Below are 22376 nucleotides of genomic sequence, written 5' to 3'. Positions count from 1 at the left end.
GATGGCGGACGAGGATGCGGGCTGGCTGGGGATCGACCTGGGCACACAGAGCGTCCGCGTGCTGCTCGTCACCGCCGACGGCACGGTCCTCGGCAGCGGCTCGGCCCCGCTGACCGGGCGGCGGGAGGGGGTGCGGCACGAGCAGGACCCGGAGCAGTGGTGGACGGCGCTGCGCACGGCGTCCCGGGCGGCACTCGGCTCCGCGCCCGGCGTGCCGGTCGGCGGCCTCGCGGTGTGCGGCACGTCCGGCACGGTGCTGCTGACGGACGGCTCGGGCCGGCCGGTGAGCCCGGCCCTGATGTACGACGACGGCCGCGCGGCGGCGGAGTCCGCGCGGGCCCGGGACGCGGGGCTCGCGGTCCAGGACACCTGGGCGTTGCCGAAGGCGCTGTGGCTGGTGGGGGAGTACGGCCCGGGTCTCCGGCTCGCTCACCAACCGGACCTGATCGTCACCCGCCTCACCGGCGAACCGCCTCCCGCCGACTCCAGTCACGCCCTCAAGACGGGCTACGACCTCCACGCGGAGGCCTGGCCGGAGGCGGCCCTGGCCCAACTCGGAGCGCCCGGCCGCCTGTTGCCCGACGTCGTACGCCCGGGCACCCGCCTCGGCGAGGTCTGCGCGAACGCCGCCCACGCCACCGGCATCCCCGCCGGAACCCCGGTGCTCGCCGGGATGACGGACGGCTGCGCGGCCCAGATCGCCTCGGGCGCGCTGCGCCCCGGCTCCTGGAACTCGGTGCTCGGCACCACGCTCGTCCTGAAGGGAGCCGCCCGAGACCCGGTCCGGGACCCCACCGGCGTCGTCTACAACCACCGTGCCCCCGACGGCACCTGGCTGCCCGGCGGGGCGTCGAGCGTGGGAGCGGGGGCCCTCGCGGCGCACTTCCCGGACGCCGACCCCGCCACGATGGACGAGCTGGCGCGGGCGTTCGAGCCGTCCCGCGCGGTCGCGTACCCGCTGGTCTCGCCGGGGGAGCGGTTCCCGTTCCGGGCGCCGCAGGCGGCCCCGCTCGTCCTCGGCGAACCCGAGGGCGACGCCGGCCTGTGGGCCGCGCTGCTCCAGGGCGTCGGCTTCGCGGAACGGCTGTGTCTGGACTACCTGCACCACCTCGGCGCCCCCCTCGACGGCCCGCTCACCTTCACCGGCGGCGGCGCGCGCAGTCCGTACTGGAACCAGCTCCGCACCGACATCCTCGGCCGCCCGGCCCGCGTCCCGGAACAGACGGAACCAGCCCTGGGGATGGCGGCGTTGGCCGCGTACGGGGTGACGGGAGCCGGAAGTCTCGCCGACGTCGCCGAGCGCATGGTCCGCGTCCGCACCGTCCTCCAACCCCGCGCCGACCGCACCGCCCGCTTCACCGAGCCGTACGCTCGCCTGGTCGACGAACTGGAGGGACGCGGCTGGCTGCCCGCCCCCGTCGCGGCACACGCCCGAACCCGCATTCACCTGGACACCGGGAAGTCATGACCACCACGACCACGACCCTCCTCCTCGCCCGGCACGGGCAGACCGTCTGGCACGCCGAGAACCGGTACGCCGGCGTCAGCGACATCGGCCTCACCGACACCGGCCGCGCCCAGGCCGAGGCCCTCGGCCGCTGGGCCGCCGCCCACCCCGTCGACGCGATCTGGACATCCCCGCTCTCCCGGGCCGTCGCCACCGCCGAGCCCGCCTGCCGTGCCCTGGGCCTCGTCCCGCGGCGCGAACCCGACCTCGCCGAATGCGATTTCGGAGTCGTGGAGGGCCGTACGCTCGCCGAGTTCGAGGCCGAGGTCCCCGACCGGGCCGCAGCCTTCCGCGCCGACCCCGTCGCCCACCCCTTCCCCGGCGCCGAGGACCCGACGGCGGCAGCGGCCCGCGGGGCCGCCGCGCTGCGTCGTATCGCCACCGCCCACCCCGGCGGACGCGTCCTCGTCGTCGCCCACAACACCCTGCTGCGCCTGGTGCTGTGCACCCTGCTGTCGATCCCGGCCGGGGAGTACCGCAGAGTGTTCCCGCGGTTGCGGAACGCGGCGATCAGCGAGCTGCGCGTGAACCCCGACGGTTCCGCCGCACTCCTCTCACTCAATGTGCCGTGCGGGGCGGACGTGCCGTAGGACTATGAGCCCATGACGCAGATCGACACCTCGGTGCCGCACTCGGCCCGGATCTGGAACTACTGGCTGGGCGGCAAGGACAACTACCCGGTGGACGAGGCGGCCGGTGACGCGTACACCGCCGTGTTCCCCGGCATCGTCACCATCGCCCGCAGCAGCCGCGCCTTCCTCGGCCGCAGCATCCGCCACCTCGTCCAGGAGGCCGGCGTACGGCAGTTCCTCGACGTCGGCACCGGGCTGCCGACCGTCGACAACACCCACGAGGTGGCCCAGCGCCTCGCCCCCGAGTCGCGGATCGTCTACGTCGACAACGACCCTCTGGTCCTCGCCCACGCCCGCGCGCTGCTCACCTCCACGCCCGAGGGAGCGACGGCGTACGAGCCGATCAACCTCCACGAGCCCGAGCGCATCATCGAGGCCGCCGGCAAGACGCTCGACCTCACCCGCCCCACGGCCCTGATCCTCAGCGGCATCCTGGGCCACGTGGCCGACTACGACGAGGCCCGCGACCTCGTCCGCCGCCTCCTGGCCGGTCTGCCCCCGGGCAGCTACCTCTCTCTCAACGAAGGCTCCCGCGGCACCGACCCGGTGTACGAACAGGCCCAGGACGCCTACAACGAGACCGGCGCGGTCCCGTACCACCTGCGGCCGGTCGAGCAGATCGAGGCCTTCTTCGAGGGCCTGGAGCTGGTGGAACCGGGCGTGGTCTCGGTACCGCGGTGGCACCCCGAGCCGGGTGCTCTCACGGAGCCGATCGGCCAGCACGGCGGCCTGGGCCGCAAGCCGTAACGCACGCACGGAAAGCCCCCGCGAGGCACGTCCTCACGGGGGCTTCCTTCTCTCCGCCTGCCGTTCGTGAAGGGTGAGAAGACGATCACGAGGCAGGACGACTCAACAGCGCGTCGCCGTCAGGGCGCCAGCAGCAGCACGTCCGCGCGGGACGTGGCGGCCTCGTAACGCCGGGCCACGTCCCGCCAGTTGACGACCTGCCACATCGCCTCGATGAAGTCGACCTTCTGGTTCCGGTACTGCAGGTAGAAGGCGTGCTCCCAGGCGTCGAAGACGAGGATCGGGGTCGAGCCCTGGCCGACGTTGCCCTGGTGGTCGTAGACCTGCTCCACGATCAGCCGCCCGCTCAGCGGCTCGTAGGCCAGCACGCCCCAGCCCGAACCCTGGGTCGTGGCCGCGGCCTTGGACAGCTGCGCCTTGAAGCGGGCGAACGACCCGAACGACTCGGCGATCGCGTCCGCGAGCTCTCCCACACCGTCGGCGGCCAGCGGCTCACCACCGCCGTCCTTCGGACCGGTCATGTTCTGCCAGTAGATGCTGTGCAGGATGTGCCCGGACAGGTGGAAGGCCAGGTTCTTCTCCAGCCCGTTGATCGACCCCCACGTCTCCTTGTCCCGCGCCTCCGCAAGCTGCTCCAGCGTGTCGTTGGCGCCTTTCACATAGGCCGCGTGGTGCTTGTCATGGTGCAGCTCGATGATCTCGGGGCTGATCACGGGGGCGAGCGCGGAGTAGTCGTACGGCAGGTCAGGCAGCGTGTAGACGGGCATGGCGGGGAACCCTCCGGGACTCTTATTGCAATCAACTTGCAACTGCACGCTAGCAGCAGAAGACGTCGGTGGGTGCCCAGGGCACACAAAAAAGGCCCCCGCGTGTCGCGGGGGCCTTGGTGGTGCCGCAGTTCCTACTGCCGGGCGCGCGCCTTCTGCCACGCGTACCCGACGGCCGCCAGGAACAGCGTCATCCCGCCCGTCGAGTACAACTGCACCCGCGTATCCGGCTCCCGGGCCATCAGGACGAAGATGCCCGCCATCCCCGCCAGAGCGACCCACGTCAGCCACGGGAAGGCCCACATCCGCACGACCAGCTTCTCCGGCGTCTGTCGCTCCAGGCGTCGCCGCAGGCGCAGTTGCGAGACGGCGATGAAGATCCAGACGACCAGGATCACCGCGCCGATCATGTTCAGCAGCCAGGAGAAGACGTCGTTCGGCCGCCAGTAGCTCAACAGCACGCACAGGAAGCCGAAGACGGAGGAGGCGAGAACGGCGATCCGCGGGACCCCGCCCGAGACCCGGCCCAGCGCCGCCGGGCCCTGGCCGCGCTCCACCAGCGAGTACGCGATGCGCGAGGCGCCGTAGATGTTGGCGTTCATGGCGGACAGCAGGGCCACCAGGACGACGACGTTCATCAGCTGGCCGGCGCCCGGGATGCCGAGTTCGTCGAGGGCGGCGACGTACGGGCCCTTCTCGACGACCTCCTTCGAGTCCCACGGCACCAGCGTGACGATGACCGCCATCGAACCGACGTAGAACAGGGCGATACGCCACATCGCCGTACGGACCGCGCTCGCCACGCCCTTGACGGGGTTCTCCGACTCGGCCGCCGCGATGGTGACCGTCTCCAGGCCGCCGTAGGCGAAGACCGAGGCGAGCAGCCCGATGACCAGGCCCTCGCCGCCGTTCGGCAGGAAGTCGGTCAGATGACTCGCGCCCGGCGAGTCCGTGCCCGGCAGGATCCCGAGGATCGCCAGGACACCGAGCGTCAGGAACAGGGTGATCGCGCCGACCTTCAGGGCCGCGAACCAGAACTCGAACTCGCCGAAGTTCTTCACGGCCGCGAGGTTCGTGCCGCAGAAGACGACCATGAACAGCGCCACCCACGCCCACTCCGGCGTGCCCGGCAGCCAGCCGCTCACGATCTTCGCGGCACCGATGCCCTCCAGGCCGACGGCCGTGCACAGCAGCACCCAGAACGCCCACCCGGCGGTGAACCCGGCCCAGGGACCGATCGCCCGCTCCGCGTGCGCCGAGAACGAACCGGAGGACGGATACGCGGCCGACATCTCGCCCAGCATCCGCATCACCAGCATCACGAGGAGACCGGAGAGGGCGTAGGCGACCACGATCGACGGACCGGCCGCGGCGATGCCCGCGCCGGAGCCGACGAACAGCCCGGCACCGATCACCCCACCGAGGGCGATCATCGACAGGTGGCGCTGCTTCAGGCCATGGGAGAGGGAGACGTCGTCCGCGCTGGGCGGTGTCCCGGTGGTGGTGCTGGGCATGGGCGCGGCTCGTCCAATGCGTGAGTGGCGTGAGAGGGCAAAAACGCCGCCAGTCTGGGCGGTCGCTCCGTCCTGCGGGGAGGGCTGTCCAGCATGCGGACACCCGGGAAGCATGCTGTGAGTGTCCGTTGACGGAGGGTCGGCAGGGCTGGCGCCGATGCAGAAGGCGATTTGGCGAAACCCTACAGTCCGCCTGCCCGTCCGCCGCGTGATCGAAGCCTCGCTGCCTCCGTGACCGGCATCACTCCACGTCCCGTGTACCCCCCACCCTTTGTCCGGAGCCCACCAACCACGCGTTCGCGCCTTTGTCGAGCGCTGACGGTGATCCGGGCGAGCACGCTGGGATAGCGTCACCGTGTCCCGACCGGCCCTCACTCCCGCGGAGTCCCCATGAGCACCGCTGCCGCCACACCCGCCCTCACCGGGCGGGTCCTCGCCGACCTGCTGCCTGCCTCCCGTGTCCGGGACGCGGCCCTCGTGCTCGGCGGAGCCGCGCTCACCGGCCTCGCCGCGCAGATCGCCCTGCCCGTGCCCGGGTCCCCGGTGCCGGTGACCGGCCAGACCTTCGCCGCGCTGCTCGTCGGCACCGCCCTCGGCGCCGGCCGCGGCTTCCTCTCGCTGGCGCTGTACGCGGTGGCGGGCCTCGCCGGTATGCCGTGGTTCGCGCAGGGCACCTCCGGCGTCGCCCCCTCCTTCGGCTACATCCTCGGCATGATCCTCGCCTCCACGGTGGTGGGCGCCCTGGCCCGCCGCGGCGCCGACCGATCGATGCTGCGCATGGCGGGCACGATGCTGCTGGGCGAGGCGATCATCTACGCCGTCGGCGTGCCCTACCTGGCCCTCGTCACCGGCATGTCCGCGGCCGCCGCGATCGCGGCCGGCCTCACGCCGTTCCTGATCGGCGACGCGCTGAAGGCGGCGCTGGCGATGGGGGCGCTGCCGACGGCATGGAAGCTCGCCGACAAGCGCTGAAGCAGCGGTACTTGACGAGAGGCTCGCCGGGGGATCCCTCAGCCCGGCGAGCCTCTTGTGCGTTGCGGTGCTGTGAGGCCGGTTCAGATCTCCTGCCGTGCCGGCCGCGGCCGGCACCACCACATCCCGGCCGCGCCCGCCGCGAGCAGCGACGCACCGGCCGCGCCCAGCGGCAGCAGATCGCGCGCCGGCCCGGTCCTCGGCAGTTCCTCGCCGCCCGGGGAATCCGGCCTGCCGGGGGAGACCGGCTCGTTGTCGGTGCCGAGCAGCAGGGGCGTCGCCGGTGCGTCCGGTGACGGATTGGTCGTGCCGAACGGCACCGGGCCCTGCTGCCAGAACGTCTTCTTCCCGTCGCCTGCCCGGACGGGCAGGCAGATCTTCCCGGTCTTGCCCAGGTCGTACGTCGCATCAACGGCGTACGATTTCGACTTACCGGCCGCGAGATTGCCGACGGGGCAGCTGAAACCGCTGTTCGAACCCTCCGGAAGATTGTTCTCGGCTATAGGGGAACACCCCTGGACGTTCTTGACGGTGAGCCCGTCGAAACCGACGACCAAAAGCTGGATCTTCCCGCTGTCCTTGTTTCCCTCGTTCTTCACCGTGGCGGTAAGCGCTGTCTTTTCGGAGCCGTTGTCGACCGAGATCTTCTCGGGCAGCAGCGTGGTCAGCCTCACGCCCGCCGGTGCCTCGTCGACGGCCTTTCCTCCCTTGCTGCTCGCGGGCCCTTCGTCTTCCGCGCCGGCTGTTCCGGAAAGGATCACCACCACCGAGAAAGATGCCGCTACTAGCGATCCCGCGATCGCCGCCGTGCGACGAGAACTCATGTTCGCCCCCTTGCGTCCCCCTGGACTGCGCCTGTATTCGCAGTACTGAAAGAGCTACCACAAGATTTCCCGGCACTATCCTGGTGCGGCGTGAAGTGTGACCGTTGTGTTTCACTGGAGTCGGTCGCGGCGTCGTGGAGGGGGTGCAGCGGATTGCCGGGGAATGCGAACATCGGCGGTGTTCCGGGGATATTGGTGACGGGGCGCTATCGGCTGGTCGAAAGTATCGGCCAGGGGGGAATGGGGCGGGTGTGGCGAGCCGCCGACGAAATACTCGACCGCCAGGTCGCCGTCAAGGAAATGCGTATCGACGGCCTCGACGCGGAGGACAGCAGGACCCGCCGCGAACGCACCCTGCGCGAAGCCAGGGCTACGGCCCGGATCGACCATCCCAACGTCGTCCGGGTCTACGACGTGGTCGACGAAGGCGAACGCCTGTGGATCGTCATGGAGCTGGTGGCGGGCCGCTCCCTCGAACGGATCCTCGCGGAGGAGGGCCCACTGGGCCCCTGCGACACGGCCCGGCTCGGGCTGGGTCTGGTCGCGGCGCTACGGCAGGTCCATGCGCGGGGAGTGCTGCACCGGGACATCAAGCCGGGCAACGTGCTGGTGGAGCACGGGAGCGGGCCGGCCGGACCGGGACGCGAACGGCGTGTCGTCCTCACGGACTTCGGAATCGCCGCGATCCAGGACGCCAAGGCGCTCACCATGGCCGGCATGCTGGTCGGTTCCCCCGACTACATGGCCCCCGAGCGCATCTCCGGCCGCCCGCAGGGCCCGCCGTCCGACGTCTGGTCCCTCGGCGCGACCCTCTGCGCGGCCCTGGGCGGCCGTTCCCCCTTCGCCCGCGACACCACACTGGCGACCCTGCACGCGGTCCTGTACGAAGAGCCCGAACTCCCCGCCGGGTACGGCCCGTTGCGCGACACCCTGACGTCCCTGCTGGAAAAGGACCCGTCGGTACGACCGGGTCTTGAGGAGCTGGCAGCGGCGTTGGAACCGGTCGCGTACCCGGCCCCGACGCCTACGGTGTCGGTGGGCGCCGGTCGGGAACAGCGGGAGTACGCCAGGGAGTTGCCGGAGCCGGTGTCGGATTCGGCGCCTGCTCAGGCACCTGTGCCGGCGCCCGACCGACACCCCGGGCCCGCCCCCGACGTGACCCCCGAGCCGGATGGACAACCCGCCCCGGACCGGGAGCCGGAGCCGCGGGCCTCGGCCCCGATGCCGCCACCATCCCGGCCACCCACCCCGAAGGACCCCCGCCAACCCGTACCCACCCCCACCGCACAGACGGCACAACCGAACGCGGCCGGTTCGCCGAACGACGCGGTCAGCACCACAGCCACCCGCCGCCCGAGCCCCGTCTCCCTCACTCGAGCGCGGGCGGAAACGGCGGGCCGCCCCCACCCCACCCCGGCACCACCCACCCCCATGCCGCCGGGCGAACTCCCCGGCCCCGCCACACGCGCCGCCCGCCCCCGAGCCGGCCACCGCCGTACGACGCTCGCCGCCGCGGCGGCCACCGTCGCGACGGTGGCCGCCGCGGTAGGAATCCTGCTGGCCACGTCCTCCGGCTCACCGGGCGACGACGCCCCCCGCGCGGGCGCCTCGACCTCCGCACCACTCACCACGGACCCGGCCACAGCCCCGGCCCCTGACCGCACTGCGGACTCCACGCCCTCGGCCACCGTGGAAGGCACATCCAGGCCGCAGAGCCTGCCGCCGGGCGCGCACCGGGAGGCCGGAGGATTCGCCTGGGCGACACCCGAGGGCTGGCGGCGGGACGTGAAGACGGGCGCGGAGGTGCACTACACCTCCCCGGACGGCACGCAGGAACTCGTCGGCAAGTCGTCCCTGGCCCGAGGTGACCTGCTGGAGACCTGGCAGACCTCCGAGCGCAACGCCCAGCAGGGCCAGGACTACCGCAAGATCCGCCTGGAGGAGACGGCGTTCCGCGGCCACCCGGCGGTGGTCTGGGAGTACACGTTCACACTGAAGGGCGTCCACTGGCACGCCAGCCTGCTCGGCTTCCACGTGGATGGCACGTCGTACCAGATCAACACCTGGTACGACTCCGGCATCGAACCGCGAGCCCTCCGCACGTACGAGAAGGTCAAGGACAGCTTCACGGTGCTGTAGGCGGCAACGGAAAGGGCCTGCGGTGCGTGTTCGGGCGGAACACGCGCCACAGGCCCCCGTTCACCACGAACGGCGGGAGCCGGAAGGGTCAGCCGGCCGAGACCTCGTCCCGGCTGTCGTTCTGCGCCTGGGCGGCGTCAGCGGCGGCGGCCGGCCGCCCCCCACGGACCTTCTCCTTCACGAAGGCGACGATGAGGACGAGCGCCGCGACGATCAGCGACAGCACTATGGTGCGGCGCCCGTCGTGCTCGGTGTCGGTGAGCATGTAACCGAGGATGAACACGATCAGCGCGGCCGTCGCCCAGGTCAGGTACGGGTACAGCCACATCTTCACGACGAGCTTCTCCGGCGCCTCGGCCTGGATGATCTTCCGCATCCGCAGCTGGGAGAAGCAGATCACCAGCCACACGAACAGGGCGACCGCGCCACTGGAGTTCACGAGGAAGAGGAAGACCGAGTCCGGGAACTTGTAGTTGAAGAAGACGGCGACGAAGCCGAACGCGACGGACGCGAGGATCGCCGTCCGCGGCACGCCGTTGGCGGTCGTGCGGGCGAAGGACTTCGGCGCGTCACCGCGCTGGCCGAGCGAGAAGGCCATGCGGGAGGCGGTGTAGAGGCCGGAGTTGAGACAGGACAGCACCGAGGTCAGCACGATGAAGTTCATGATCTGACCGGCGTGCGGAATGCCGAGGGAGTCCAGCGCGGCGACGTAGGAGCCGTCCTCGGTGATGGACTTGCTGTCCCACGGCAGCAGCGACACCACGACGAAGATCGAGCCGAGGTAGAAGACGGCGACTCGCCAGATGATGCTGTTGGTGGCCTTGGTGACGGCCTGCTGCGGGTTTTCCGACTCGCCGGCGGCCAGGGTGGCGATCTCGCTCCCCATGAAGGAGAAGACGACGAGCAGCACACCGGTGAGGATCGCCCCGGCACCATGGGGCAGGAAGCCACCGTGCTCGGTGAGGTTGCTCAGCCCGGCCTGTTCGCTGTCGACGCCGGGCAGCATCCCGAACACGGCGAGCCCGCCGATGACGATGAACGCGGCGATCGCGACGACCTTGATCCCGGCGAACCAGAACTCGAACTCGCCGTACGACCCCACGGAGACGAGGTTGGTGGCGGTGAGCACCATCATCACGATCAGGGCCCAGGCCCACTGCGGCACGGCCGGGATCCACCCCTCCAGGATCACGGCACCGGCGGTCGCCTCGACCGCCAGCACGACCACCCAGAAGAACCAGTACAGCCAGCCGATGGAGAAACCGGCCCAGGGCCCGAGCGCCCGGTCGGCGTGCGCGGAGAAGGAACCCGAGGTCGGATTGGCGGCCGACATCTCACCGAGCATCCGCATCACCAGCACGACGAGCGTGCCGACCAGGGCGTACGACAGCAGGATGCCGGGCCCGGCGGTGGCGATACCGGAGCTGGACCCGACGAACAGGCCCGCCCCGATGACACCACCGATGGCGATCATCGACAGATGCCGGTTCTTGAGCCCTGCCTGGAGCCCGGAGCCGCCACCGGGTTCGCCGGGGCCGCCGGGTTCGCTTCCTGTCGTCTTCAAAGTCGGCTGCGAGGTCATGGAACGGTTTTCCTTTGCGCCGGGGAGCTGTTTTCCGTACGAACCGTCTGAGCCGTACGAACGGGGGTGTGTCGCGGCATGACGGTGTACAGGGGCTCGTACGAGCGGTGCATGAGCGGTGTACGAGCTGGTCCAGTGAATCTGAGGCGAACAGCGAGGAGAACCTCTGAATCCAGATTGTTACTTGAGGTTTCCCTGAGCTTCTGTAATGGGGCTCACATTCGCCTCACGTTTTCATGAGCGCCACCCGGCGCGCCTTCCCCGAAACACCCGTGTCACACTCGTCCCATGCGCGTGTACCTCGGCTCGGACCATGCGGGCTACGAACTCAAGAACCACCTCGTCGAGTGGCTGAAGGCGGCGGGTCACGACCCCGTCGACTGCGGCCCGCACATCTACGACGCCCAGGACGACTACCCGCCGTTCTGCCTCCGCGCCGCGGAGCGGACGGCCGCGGACCCCGAGTCCCTCGGCGTCGTCATCGGCGGCTCCGGCAACGGCGAGCAGATCGCCGCGAACAAGGTCAAGGGCGTCCGCGCGGCCCTCGCCTGGAGCGAGGAGACGGCAGCCCTCGGCCGCCAGCACAACAACGCCAACGTCGTCGCCGTGGGCGCGCGCATGCACGCGCAGGACGAGGCGACGGCCTTCGTCGAGACGTTCCTCAGCACGCCGTTCTCCGGTGATGAACGTCACATCCGCCGAATCGACATGCTCGCCACATACGAATCCACCGGCGACCTCCCTCCCATCCCGTCCCACCACCCCCAGCGGTAGGACCCGCGGGCCCCGGCCTCCACACGGTCCCTACCTGAACCACTGAGGTCAGGCGGTCGTGCCGAGCGCGGCAGGGGGCGTGAGGTCCGGCACGCACCTCCTGCGGGTGCCGGGGCCGGGCCATCGCCGCTGGCTCCAGCACCCGAGCCCGGTGCGCAGCTCCAGGGCCCGGACCTGGGGTGGGGCCCAGCGCCCGAGCCTCAGGTGGGGTCAGGGTCCGAGTCCTAGGTGGGGCCAGTGCCGAGACCGACGTGGGCTGAGGCGGAACCCGATGTGGGGGCTAGGGTCCGAACTCGACGTGGAGGCCAGGGGCTGAGTCCGTCGGGGGGTTGGTGCCCGAGCCCCATGTGGGGGCAGGGCCGAGGCTGACGTTGACGGGGCCAGGGGCCGAGGCCGACGTGGGGGCCCAGGGTCCGAGGCCGACGGGGAGGCCGGAGTCCGAGTCCGCAGCCGAGGCCTTCCGACCCCAGCCCCTCGACGAACCGCTTCGGTCAGGAGGGTGGAATCCAGGATGGAGCCCCGCCGTGAGGCCACCCCCTGGACAAAGGCAACGATCACAGGAGAAACCGTGCCGGAAGGCCACACCATCCACCGGCTGGCCCTCGACTACGCCGCGGCCTTCCTCGACACAACCCCCCAGGTCACCAGCCCCCAGGGCAAGTTCGCCGACGCCGCCACCCTCCTCACCGGCACGGAACTCACCCACACAGAAGCCCACGGCAAACACCTCTTCCTCGGCTTCCACGCCACCGACTGGATCCACATCCACCTCGGCCTCTTCGGCAAGGTCACCTTCGGCCCCACCCCCGCACCCGCTCCCACCGACACCGTCCGCCTCCGCCTCGCGAACGACACCACCTACGTGGACCTCCGCGGCCCCACGACCTGCGCCCTCATCACACCCCCGGAGAAGCAGGCGATACACGACCGCCTCGGCCCCGACCCCCTCCGCGACGACGCCGACCCGGACACCGCATACCGCCGCGTCTCCCGCAGCCGTACGACCATCGCCGCCCTCCTCATGGACCAGAAGGTCATCGCCGGCGTGGGAAACGTCTACCGCGCGGAGGTCCTCTTCCGGCACCGCGTCGACCCCTACCGCCCGGGCAAGGACATCACCCCGTCCGAGTGGCACGCGATCTGGACCGACCTGGTCGAGCTCATGCACGAGGGCGTCCGCAACAACCGCATCGACACGGTCCGCCCGGAACATACCCCGGACGCGATGGGCCGCCCACCCCGCGTGGACGACCACGGCGGCGAGGTGTACGTCTACCGCAGGGCCAACCAGCCCTGCCACATCTGTGGCGGCGAGATCCGCACCGCCGATCTCGCCGCCCGCAACCTCTTCTGGTGCCCGACCTGCCAACGCCCCTGAACGCCCAGGCGTTGAACGCCCAGGCCCCTCAAAACCCAGGCCACACACCACGCGCCGCAAAAACCAACCAAACCCTCAGAAACCGTGCGGCAACCACGGCGCCACCGCACCGCCCCCGCCCCCGAACCCCACCGAGGCCTCCCCCAACGCCCCCCGCCGCAACTCCCGTACACGCCCCGCCGCCCCCAACGCCACGAGGCTCACCCCACCGAGATACGCCGCCCCCAACTCCCGTACGGACAAAGCGACATCCGCCGCATCCGCCGTACGCTCACAGGACGCCCCCTTCGCATCCCCGCTGAGCCGCCAACGCCCGGCGTTCCAGGGACAGAACGCGTCCTCCACCTCGAACACCACATCCACCGGCGCCTGATACGTCCGCGCCTCCAACGCGGCCCCGACGTCCACCGGCCTCACGTACAGCGAATCCCGCAACCGCGGCTGACACCGCCGTATGTCGGACACCATGTACTGCCACGCGTCGTCGACCGGCCGCCCCCGCATCACCAGCGTCGACGTCAGGTCGATGCCGAACAGGAACCGCAGCAGCGCCGCGTCCGCCGCGGGGTCCAGCGCGGCCGAGTTCTCCACAATCACCGTGCCGTTGGGCCCGGCGGGCTCCCACCCCGGCTTGACGCGGTACCGCGCGTACCCGACCGTCTCCCCGTCCCGCTCGGCGAGGACGCACTGAAGCGGCGACGCCCCGTCCCGCTCGCTCTCCGGATCGAGCACTCCCAGCCGCTCCCAGCCGGGCTGCCGCGCCAGCATCCCCGGCCGTGACGGCACCAGCCGCGCGTACACCGCCTCGCACACATCGACGGCATCGGCGGGAACGGCGTACCGCAGACGCACGTCGTCCGTACCAGCCGGCAGCGACGACAGCCGCACCCGGCTCGTGTCGATCTCGGCGTTCAACTGGAAGGTGGCCGTGCCGTATCCGAACCGGCCGTAGATCGCCGGCTCGGAGGCCGTGAGCACGGCCAGCGGCTCACCCCAGGCGCGGACGTCGTCCAGCTGCCGCCGCATCATGGACGTCAGGACGCCGCGCCGGCGGTGCGTGGCGGCCACGCTCACCGTCGTGACGCCCGCGGCCGGCACCGAGGCCCCGCCGGGCACGGTGAGCCGGAAGGCGAACGCCCCGGCCGTCCCCACGCAGTCGTCCCCGTCCCAGGCACCGAGGGAACGGTCGCACTCGGTCAGCGAGCGCCACAACTCCCGCTCCTCGGCGGACTCCGGCACCCCGCCGAAGCCGCGGATGAGGGTGTCGTACCACTTGTCCCAGTCGTCCTGCCGAAGAACCCGCAGGGTCGCCGCGGAGCCGGTCGCATCAGTCGCCATGGCCCATGCCTACCAGGGCAACTCGGGACGAGCGAGGGAATTTTCCCGGGGCGGTGGCGGGCCGCGCACCGTAAGTTCACTGTGAAGTCGGCCCTCGGACGGGGGACAAGTAGGACCTCCCGTGCCAAGTGACCGGTCCGATGGATAGGGTCCCGAACTAATGGCAGCAGGACGAGAGCGGCGCGCGGAAGCCGAGACGTTCACGGCCCGGTTGAAGAAGCAGTGGCACCGGGCCCGCGTCGGCATGCGCCGAGCCGCCGTGGACTACTTCCGCGGCGACGGCTCGGACTGGATCGCCCTGGTGGGTCTGCTCGTGACCGTCCCGCTGATCGCCGCGGCGACGCTGGCGAACTCGGTGTGGTTCTCGCCGGCCGCGCTGGTCCTGCCGGTCGTCGTGGGCGGCCTGCTGCTGCGCCCGGCGAGCCTGCTCGGCCTGTACGCGGCGGCGGCCACGGCACTGATCGTGGAGTCGGTGCGGCTGGGCCCGTACACGGAAGGCCCGTCCAGAGTCACCCCGGGCGTGGTGCTGGTGGTCGCGGCCTGTGGTTTCTTCGGACTCCTGCTGGCCCAGTTCCGCAGTCGGGTCGGTGTGCCCTGGCGGCGCGGCGGCACCATGCTGTTCGACCTGCGCGAACGCATCCGGGTGCAGAGCAAGCTGCCCGGCCTGCCGGACGGCTGGCACCGTGAGATGGCGCTGCGCCCGGCGGGCGGCCAGTCCTTCTCGGGCGACTTCGTGGTGGCGGCGCGCACCAACGGCGGCCGTACGCTCGAGGTCGTCCTCACCGACGTCTCCGGCAAGGGCATGGACGCGGGCTCCCGGGCGCTGCTCCTGTCCGGCGCGTTCGGCGGCCTCCTGGGTTCCCTCCCGCCGCACGCCTTCCTCCCGGCCGCGAACGGCTATCTGCTCCGCCAGGACTGGGACGAGGGTTTCGCGACCTCCATTCACCTGGTCCTCGACCTGGACTCCGGCGACTACGAGCTCTACTCCGCCGGCCACCCGCCGGGCCTCCAGCTCAGCGCGGGCAGCGGCCGCTGGGAGGAGAAGACGGCGGAAGGCCCGCTCCTCGGTGTGTACGACGGCGCCCAGTTCGACTCGGTGAAGGGCTCGCTCCGCCCGGGTGACGTGCTGATGCTGTTCACGGACGGCCTGGTGGAGACCTCCGACCGCGACATCGTCGAGGGCATCGACCGACTCACCGGCGAGGCCGACCGTTACGTCGCGGGTGGTTTCCACGGCGCCGCCTGGCACCTCATCGAGGCGGTGGCCAAGGACGTCAACGACGACCGGGCCCTGCTGCTGATCTGCCGGGAGGGCCCGACAGCGGCCGCCACCCGCTGAGGCGCGGTTCTCTTCAGCCGCACGCTGGAGTCAGGACGCACTGGAGTCAGGCGCACACTGGAGCCGTGACCGAGACACCCCGCACCACGCTGACCCTGGCTCAGATCGAGGCCACCGCTCGTGCCGCGCACGCAGGCCAGACCGACAAGGCCGGACGGCCCTACGCCGAGCATCTCCAGGCCGTCGCGGAGGGCGTCCGGGCGCGGGACGGCGACGAGGAGCAGATCGCGGCGGCCTGGCTGCACGACGCCGTCGAGGACGACGCGCTCTCGCCTCAGTGGCTGCGCGAGGCCCCGCTGAGCAGCCGTACCAAGGCCATCGTCCTCGCGGTCACCAAGCGGGCGGGGGAACCGCCCGAGGCGTACGCCGCGCGCATCCTCGCCACGCCCGGCGCGCTGCTGGTGAAGGAGGCGGACCTGGCGCACAACGCGGACCCGGCACGCCTCGCGGTCCTCGACGAGACCACCCGCACACGACTGACCGAGAAGTACGCGCGGATGCGCGCACTTCTCGGTCTCGTCGGATGAACGCGAGTACGGGCGTCAGGCGTTGACCTTCTCGCGCTCGCGCTCGTGCTCGCGCCGCTCGGCGCTCTGGCGCTCCCGGGCGAGCTCGGCCGCGTCCCGTTTGAAGGCCCACTCCATCTTCGGCTCCATCGCGAACCGGAAGACCCGCTGCACCGGCTTGGTGCACAGCGCCGTCACGACGGCGGCCGCGGCGATGGTCACGGCGATCTCACCGAGCGGCTGGTGCATCCACGTCGGCTCGAACCAGCCCTGGTAGTCGCCGGCCTTCACCAGGAAGCCGTGCAGCAGGTAGCCGTAGAGCGTGCCAGCGCCGAGCGCGGTGAACCACATGTGGCGGCGTGGCACCCAGGCGAAGAAGCAGGCGGTCAGCACCAGGGAGCAGCCGAACATCGCGAGCACCATGACCGGGCCGGTCCACCACGGCGCGCCCAGCTCCTGCGCGGCGTCCCGGTGGTAGAACCACGCGGTGTTCATGCGCGGCACGGCCCACCAGCTGAAGGCCAGCGCGACCGCGAACACCGGCACCGAGGCGATGCGCACGGAACGGCGGCGCACCATGTGGAAGTGCTCGGGCTTCATCACCAGGCCCAGCACGAAGAACGGCAGGAACTGGAGGACCCGCTGGAGGTCCAGGTCGTCACCGATCTCCGGGGAGACGGTCGCGACCATCGCGAGGCCGAGCGCGAGCGGCAGCGGCCAGCGCGCCATCTTCCAGATGGGGGTGGTCATCCGCCAGATGAACAGCGCGCACAGGAACCAGGTCAGGTACCAGGGGTCGAGAAGGCTGATCTCCTGGTGCGGGTCGTTGTCGATGAACCGCTTGAAGAGCGGGTAGGCCGTCTCGAAGATGATGTACGGCACGGCGACGCCGGTGATCAGGCGCTTGAGCCGGTCGGGCCGCATGTCGAAACTGCGCGAGAAGTAGCCGGAGATGATGATGAACGCCGGCATGTGGAACGCGTAGACGACCTGGTACGCGGCCTCCAGTATCCGGCTGTCGCCCTTGAGCGGCTCCCAGGCGTGGCCCATGGCCACCAGTACGATCGCCAGGTACTTGGCGTTGTCGAAGAACGCGTCGCGCTGCTTGCCGTTCTGCTTCTTCTGCGGGCTCTGCGGCGAGCGCGGGCTCGGCACTCCGTCAGTCGGCGACTGTGCCGGGGGAAGTGGCGCCCTGCGGTCGCCGTTCGGTCGTAGCGAGTTCGTCACAGACCCTCCCACCAGGAGCTCGGGGAGACGATCCGGGACCTCGCTGCGCTTGCGGGGGACGAGGCAGCGTGGAACATCTGAGGCACCCTAGCGTTCCCTGCGGCTATTCGTAAAACGCTGGATGTGAATCCTGGCTATTCGCTGCGGGTACCCCGGATTTCGGGTAGTTGACGTCACTGTCGGAGTGATGGCCAACACATCGCCCGACGGTGGACTGTGTTCATCACACCCGCCCTGCTTGTCATGATACTTCCGGACTAAGCGCCCCATAAGACCAGCAGGCGACTCCGGTGGAATGTCCGCTTCCGCGCCCCTTCGAAGTCTGCCCGCGGGGTTGTTGAGGGCTTGCGGGGGCAATTCGAATTAGCTGCGAACGCGTTGTGTGGACACGGAAACGATGCGGTCGAATTCCCTGTGCGGGTGGCCCGTCGAATTGTCGTACGAGTCACGGCCGTTCGGCCCCTGCCCCCGGGCGGCGCGCACACGTCCGGACACGCGTGAGGTGGTCGATGCGTCACCGGCCGCATAGCCCGGCCGCGTTGGTGGCACGATGGTTCTGGCGGGGTGCGCGGGGTTGCGTCCCCGGGCCGGGAGAGCGGACCGACCGAGGGTGTGATCAGTTGTGGCCATTTCACTGTCTGTGGTGCTGCTGTTGGCGATCATCCTTGTGGTGTTGCTGAGAGGCGGCTCCATCAAGGCGGGCCCCGCGATCGTGGCGGTCCTCTTCGGCTTCTTCCTCGCCTCGACGGGCATGGCCGACGACATCCAGCGATTCCTCAACTCGATAGCGCAGACCATCAACTCGATCAGCTTCTGACCGGGCCGGTACCGCCGACGCGAGGAGCGTGCGGATACGCTCCTCCCCGACCACAGGACGGTGCGTGACGGGGGGAACGTACGGGGATGACCCCGCGGAGGGGGCGGCTACCGCATCGAGGACCGCCTGGGCTCCGGCGGCATGGGTGTGGTCTCCCTCGCCCGCTCGGCCTCCGGCCGGCACCTGGCGATCAAGGTGGTGCACGGCCAGTACGCCGACGACGACGAGTTCCGCGCCCGTTTCCGCCGCGAGGTGGCCGCCGCCCGCCAGATCAGCGGCGCCTTCACGGCCCCCGTCGTGGACGCGGACGCCGACGCGCCGCGCCCCTGGATGGCCACACTCCACATTCCGGGCGCGGACCTCGCCACCCACGTCCGCGAGCACGGCCCGCTCCCGCTGCCCCGCCTGCGCGAACTCGCCGCGGGCCTCGCCGAGGCGCTGCGCGACATGCACCGCGCCGGAGTCGTCCACCGCGACCTGAAGCCGTCCAACGTGATGCTCGCCGACGACGGCCCCCGCGTCATCGACTTCGGCATCTCCCGCACCGCCGAGTTCGCCGCCTCGGACGTCCTCACCCAGACCGGCCGCGTCATGGGCACGCCGCCCTTCATGTCCCCGGAGCAGTTCGCCTCTCCCCGGGACGTGGGCCCGGCCGCCGGCATCTTCTCCCTCGGCTCGGTCCTCACCTGCGCGGCCACCCGCCGGGGTCCGTTCGACAGCCCCAGCCCGTACGAGACGGCTCTGCGGGTCGTCGAGGGCGAGCCGGACCTCGCCGGCGTACCGGACGAGCTCCTTCCTTTCATCCGCTCCTGCCTGCAGAAGCACCAGAAGTCCCGCCCCGCCGCGGACGAACTGTTCACCCTGCTCCGCGAGGGCACCGCGACCCCCACCGGGCGTCACCCGCCCGGCACCGCCTCACGACGGCCACGACCCGTACCACCATGGCCGGGCACCCGCCCGACCGAGCCCGCCGGCACGCGTGCCCCGACGCGGCGCGCCCGGAGCGAGGCGAAACACAGCACCCCCTGACCGACGGGACGGGCGCCGAGCGGGACGAAGCCGGGCCTCACCGGCTCGGCAGAACCCCGACCGAGCAGCACCAAGCGGCTGCCGATCCGGCAGCGGGGCCGGCACCTCGGACCGACCGCACCCGCACACGCCGCAGGCATGGCCTGCTGCTGGTGTCGGCCGCCGTGGCGGTCGCACTCGCCGCGCTCGTCACCATGCCGAGGGTTGCCGGACGGGCGGCTCGCTACGAGGCCGACCAACAGAACTCTGCGAACAGCCCTCCGGACCAGTTGCACGATCAACGCCTTGGCCGCCGACACCGGCAAGGTGCTCTGGCATCGGCGGGCTACACGGTGAACGTACGCGACCTCTGAACCCCGGAAACGACCTCGGGCCCGGTTCCGAAGAACCGGGCCCGAGGCCTACAGAGCGGGCGACGGGAATCGAACCCGCGTAGCTAGTTTGGAAGACTAGGGCTCTACCATTGAGCTACGCCCGCACAGCGCGCGCCGCAGGTCGGGTGACCGCGGCACTGAAGGCATCGTAGCGGGTCGGGCCCGTCCGTCGCACACCGCATTCCCGCCGTGGCCGACGCGGCACGGGTCCTGTGGAAATGCGTCGGCCACACCGCCTGGCGGCATGTACCCTACGTGTCGCACCAGACGGGGTGTGGCGCAGCTTGGTAGCGCGTCCGCTTTGGGAGCGGAAGGCCGTGGGTTCAAATCCCGCCACCCCGACCAGCCACCCGGTCACCTCGCGTGATCGTCGCCCGATCATTCGCGTGATCGCCTTTTGGGCGGTGTAGCCGCTGCCGTTACTATGCAAGCTGCACGCCCGTGTGTCTCATCGTCTGAAGTCCTCCGGGCGGCGAAATCCGCCGGGCCGCTCTGGCACCGGCAGAACCCAAGAAGTCAGCCACAAGGAGACCGAACCGTGAAGAGCGCCGTGGAGACCCTGAACCCGACTCGGGTTCGGCTCACTGTCGAGGTGCCCTTCGAGGAGCTCAAGGACAGCCTCGACGCGGCGTACAAGAAGATCAACCAGCAGGTCACGGTGAAGGGCTTCCGCAAGGGCAAGGTCCCGGCCCGGGTCATCGACCAGCGGTTCGGCCGCGGTGCGGTGCTGGAGGAGGCCGTCAACGACGCGCTTCCGAAGTTCTACACCGACGCGGTCAACGAGGCCGAGCTGAGCCCCCTGGGCCAGCCCGAGGTCGACATCACGGAGCTGAAGGACGGCGAGACGCTGAACTTCACCGCCGAGGTCGACATCCGCCCCGCGATCGAGATCCCGGACTACTCCGGCATCGAGGTCGAGGTCGACGCCGTCGAGGTCACCGAGGAGGACGTCGACAAGGCGGTCGAGGAGCTCCGCGAGCGCTTCGCCTCCACCGCCCCGGTCGAGCGTGCCGCCGAGGACGGCGACGTCGTGACGATCGACCTGGAGGCCAAGGTCGACGGCGAGGTCCTGGAGGACGGCGTCGCCGACGGCGTCTCCTACACGATCGGCTCCGGCGAGCTGCTGGACGGCATCGACGACGCCGTGAAGGGCCTGGAGGCCGGTGGCGAGGCCACCTTCACCTCCGAGCTCAAGGGCGGCTCCGCCGCCGGCAAGGAGGCCGAGGTCACCGTCAAGGTCACCCAGGTCGCCAAGCGTGAACTGCCCGAGCTGGACGACGAGTTCGCGCAGCTCGCCTCCGAGTTCGACACCATCGGGGAGCTGCGCGCCGACAGCCGCAAGCGCCTGGAGAACATGAAGCAGTACGACCAGGCCACGCAGGCCCAGGAGCGCGTCCTGGAGAAGCTGCTCGAGCTGGTCGAGGTCCCGGTCCCCGAGAAGCTGCTCGAGGACGAGATCAACACCCGCAAGCACAACCTCGAGCACCACCAGCTCGGCCAGATGGGGCTGGACCTCGCGAAGTACCTGGAGATCCAGGGCAAGAGCGAGGAGGAGTTCGACGCCGAGACCCGCGAGGCCGCGGTCAAGGGCATCAAGACCCAGTTCGTGCTCGACGAACTCGTCAAGCAGGAGAAGCTCAACGTCAACCAGGAGGAGCTCACCGAGCACCTCATGCGCCGCGCCGCTTCCTCCGGCATGTCCCCCGACCAGTTCGCCCAGGCCGTCGTCGAGGGCGGTCAGGTTCCGCTCCTGGTCGGCGAGGTCGCCCGCGGCAAGGCCCTGGCCGTCGTGGTCGAGAAGGCCACGGTCAAGGACACCAACGGCGAGGTCATCGACCTGGACGACGAAGAGGACGAGGACACCACCGAGGCCTCCGCCGAGGAGACCCCGGCCGAGTCCGCCGAGGAGAAGACCGAGGGCTGAGCCCCCGGCACCTTGTGACGCCGTAGGACGGGCCCCGAGACGCACACCGCCTCTCGGGGCCCGTCGGCGTCATCGCCCCAGGGGCGCGGGGAACTGCGCGAGCGACCACGACGCGCCCGCAGCCGCCGACAGGCGGAACCACCCCGCCGAAGCCGCGCAGCGCTACGCCCCCGGCGAACACTCCCATCTCCGGGATTCCCCGAAGGGACCCGCGCGTTAGGGTCCATGAATACCAGGGCAGTGGAGTCTCCGATACGGCTCCCGCCCCGCAGGGAACACGTAAGACGGCCCGGCGCCGTCGTAAGACGAGCAGGTGGATACGTGACGAATCTGATGCCTTCAGCCGCCGGCGAGCCTTCCATCGGTGGTGGCCTCGGCGACCAGGTCTACAACCGGCTGCTCAACGAGCGGATCATCTTCCTCGGCCAGCCGGTCGACGACGACATCGCGAACAAGATCACCGCACAGCTGCTGCTCCTTGCCGCCGAACCGGACAAGGACATCTACCTGTACATCAACAGTCCCGGCGGTTCGATCACGGCCGGCATGGCGATCTACGACACCATGCAGTACATCAAGAACGACGTGGTGACGATCGCCATGGGCCTCGCGGCCTCGATGGGACAGTTCCTGCTCAGCGCGGGCACCCCCGGCAAGCGCTTCGCGCTGCCGAACGCTGAGATCCTCATCCACCAGCCCTCCGCAGGCCTGGCGGGCTCCGCCTCGGACATCAAGATCCACGCCGAGCGGCTGCTGCACACCAAGAAGCGCATGGCCGAGCTCACCGCCCAGCACACCGGCCAGTCGGTCGAGCAGATCACCCGGGACTCGGACCGCGACCGCTGGTTCGACGCCTTCGAGGCCAAGGAGTACGGCCTCATCGACGACGTCATGCCTACGGCCGCCGGCATGCCGGGCGGCGGCGGCACCGGGGCCTGAGAGGTCCCCACGGGGCCTGTGGCGCCCCGTGAGGCCCACGGAGCCCT

Annotated in this window: 19 protein-coding genes and 2 tRNA genes; 14 read left to right on the top strand and 7 right to left on the bottom strand. The window is 70.5% G+C overall.

Annotated features, from left to right (window positions below; translation table 11 throughout):
* Position 1: 1 nt before the first annotated feature.
* The 3 genes from HDA41_RS13425 to HDA41_RS13415 are packed head-to-tail and all read left to right on the top strand — an operon-like array spanning position 2 to position 2886.
* Positions 2-1468, top strand: coding sequence for an FGGY-family carbohydrate kinase (locus HDA41_RS13425; protein ID WP_184983747.1), 1467 nt, complete (start codon positions 2-4; stop codon positions 1466-1468).
* Entirely contained in the window at positions 1465-2097 is a 633-nt protein-coding gene (locus tag HDA41_RS13420) for a histidine phosphatase family protein (protein WP_184983746.1), read from the top strand. Before HDA41_RS13425 ends, HDA41_RS13420 begins: the two co-directional genes overlap by 4 nt.
* Before the next feature lie 12 nt (positions 2098-2109).
* Positions 2110-2886, top strand: a complete 777-nt coding sequence (locus tag HDA41_RS13415) for an SAM-dependent methyltransferase (protein WP_184983745.1) — start codon at positions 2110-2112, stop codon at positions 2884-2886.
* A 119-nt stretch (positions 2887-3005) separates the two neighbouring features.
* Here HDA41_RS13415 and HDA41_RS13410 read toward each other — a convergent pair whose 3' ends face one another.
* Both HDA41_RS13410 and HDA41_RS13405 read right to left on the bottom strand, forming a co-directional pair.
* On the bottom strand, positions 3006-3653 hold the full coding sequence (locus HDA41_RS13410; RefSeq protein ID WP_184983742.1) for a superoxide dismutase: 648 nt from the start codon (positions 3651-3653) through the stop codon (positions 3006-3008).
* A gap of 134 nt (positions 3654-3787) precedes the next feature.
* On the bottom strand, positions 3788-5167 hold the full coding sequence (locus HDA41_RS13405) for an amino acid permease (protein WP_184983740.1): 1380 nt from the start codon (positions 5165-5167) through the stop codon (positions 3788-3790).
* 390 nt (positions 5168-5557) lie between these two features.
* Between HDA41_RS13405 and HDA41_RS13400 the strand changes: the two genes are divergently transcribed.
* On the top strand, positions 5558-6139 hold the full coding sequence (locus tag HDA41_RS13400) for a biotin transporter BioY (protein WP_184983739.1): 582 nt from the start codon (positions 5558-5560) through the stop codon (positions 6137-6139).
* A gap of 83 nt (positions 6140-6222) precedes the next feature.
* Here HDA41_RS13400 and HDA41_RS13395 read toward each other — a convergent pair whose 3' ends face one another.
* Positions 6223-6963 (bottom strand): hypothetical protein, encoded by a 741-nt coding sequence (locus HDA41_RS13395; protein ID WP_184983736.1) that lies wholly within the window; start codon positions 6961-6963, stop codon positions 6223-6225.
* Between the two features lie 195 nt (positions 6964-7158).
* Between HDA41_RS13395 and HDA41_RS13390 the strand changes: the two genes are divergently transcribed.
* Positions 7159-9102, top strand: a complete 1944-nt coding sequence (locus tag HDA41_RS13390) for a serine/threonine-protein kinase (RefSeq protein ID WP_184983734.1) — start codon at positions 7159-7161, stop codon at positions 9100-9102.
* An 88-nt stretch (positions 9103-9190) separates the two neighbouring features.
* Here HDA41_RS13390 and HDA41_RS13385 read toward each other — a convergent pair whose 3' ends face one another.
* Positions 9191-10684: an amino acid permease gene (locus HDA41_RS13385; RefSeq protein ID WP_184983732.1), complete on the bottom strand. Its 1494-nt coding sequence runs from the start codon at positions 10682-10684 to the stop codon at positions 9191-9193.
* 288 nt (positions 10685-10972) lie between these two features.
* Between HDA41_RS13385 and HDA41_RS13380 the strand changes: the two genes are divergently transcribed.
* Positions 10973-11458, top strand: coding sequence for a ribose-5-phosphate isomerase (locus HDA41_RS13380; RefSeq protein WP_184983731.1), 486 nt, complete (start codon positions 10973-10975; stop codon positions 11456-11458).
* A 568-nt stretch (positions 11459-12026) separates the two neighbouring features.
* On the top strand, positions 12027-12836 hold the full coding sequence (locus HDA41_RS13375) for an Fpg/Nei family DNA glycosylase (protein WP_184983729.1): 810 nt from the start codon (positions 12027-12029) through the stop codon (positions 12834-12836).
* A gap of 75 nt (positions 12837-12911) precedes the next feature.
* On the opposite strand, the gene HDA41_RS13370 is transcribed toward HDA41_RS13375, so the two are convergent.
* The gene (locus HDA41_RS13370; RefSeq protein ID WP_184983727.1) at positions 12912-14174 is read right to left on the bottom strand and encodes a GNAT family N-acetyltransferase; all 1263 of its coding nucleotides are present in this window, start codon (positions 14172-14174) and stop codon (positions 12912-12914) included.
* A 160-nt stretch (positions 14175-14334) separates the two neighbouring features.
* Between HDA41_RS13370 and HDA41_RS13365 the strand changes: the two genes are divergently transcribed.
* Positions 14335-15513, top strand: coding sequence for a PP2C family protein-serine/threonine phosphatase (locus tag HDA41_RS13365; protein ID WP_184983725.1), 1179 nt, complete (start codon positions 14335-14337; stop codon positions 15511-15513).
* Positions 15514-15578: 65 nt separating this feature from the next.
* A complete protein-coding gene (locus tag HDA41_RS13360; RefSeq protein WP_184983723.1) occupies positions 15579-16040 on the top strand; it encodes an HD domain-containing protein in 462 nt (153 codons plus the stop codon).
* 15 nt (positions 16041-16055) lie between these two features.
* Here the strand turns inward: HDA41_RS13360 and HDA41_RS13355 are convergent, their stop codons facing one another.
* Positions 16056-17174, bottom strand: a complete 1119-nt coding sequence (locus tag HDA41_RS13355; RefSeq protein ID WP_376706785.1) for an acyltransferase family protein — start codon at positions 17172-17174, stop codon at positions 16056-16058.
* A gap of 694 nt (positions 17175-17868) precedes the next feature.
* Here HDA41_RS13355 and HDA41_RS13350 point away from each other — a divergent pair.
* Both HDA41_RS13350 and HDA41_RS13345 read left to right on the top strand, forming a co-directional pair.
* Positions 17869-18063, top strand: a complete 195-nt coding sequence (locus HDA41_RS13350) for a hypothetical protein (RefSeq protein ID WP_086603929.1) — start codon at positions 17869-17871, stop codon at positions 18061-18063.
* A gap of 141 nt (positions 18064-18204) precedes the next feature.
* Entirely contained in the window at positions 18205-19092 is an 888-nt protein-coding gene (locus HDA41_RS13345; RefSeq protein ID WP_184983719.1) for a serine/threonine-protein kinase, read from the top strand.
* A gap of 407 nt (positions 19093-19499) precedes the next feature.
* On the opposite strand, the gene HDA41_RS13340 is transcribed toward HDA41_RS13345, so the two are convergent.
* Positions 19500-19570 (bottom strand) — tRNA-Gly (locus HDA41_RS13340).
* A 164-nt stretch (positions 19571-19734) separates the two neighbouring features.
* Here HDA41_RS13340 and HDA41_RS13335 point away from each other — a divergent pair.
* From HDA41_RS13335 to HDA41_RS13325, 3 genes are all read left to right on the top strand, one after another.
* Positions 19735-19811 (top strand) — tRNA-Pro (locus HDA41_RS13335).
* Positions 19812-20004: 193 nt separating this feature from the next.
* A complete protein-coding gene (gene tig, locus HDA41_RS13330; protein WP_184983717.1) occupies positions 20005-21390 on the top strand; it encodes a trigger factor in 1386 nt (461 codons plus the stop codon).
* Positions 21391-21723: 333 nt separating this feature from the next.
* On the top strand, positions 21724-22329 hold the full coding sequence (locus HDA41_RS13325) for an ATP-dependent Clp protease proteolytic subunit (RefSeq protein ID WP_184993373.1): 606 nt from the start codon (positions 21724-21726) through the stop codon (positions 22327-22329).
* Positions 22330-22376: the final 47 nt, after the last annotated feature.

Source organism: Streptomyces caelestis, assembly GCF_014205255.1.
In the GTDB taxonomy this organism is placed as follows: domain Bacteria; phylum Actinomycetota; class Actinomycetes; order Streptomycetales; family Streptomycetaceae; genus Streptomyces; species Streptomyces caelestis.
The sequence above is the reverse complement of the archived record's forward strand: the minus strand, read 5'-3'. Positions and strand labels throughout refer to the sequence as shown.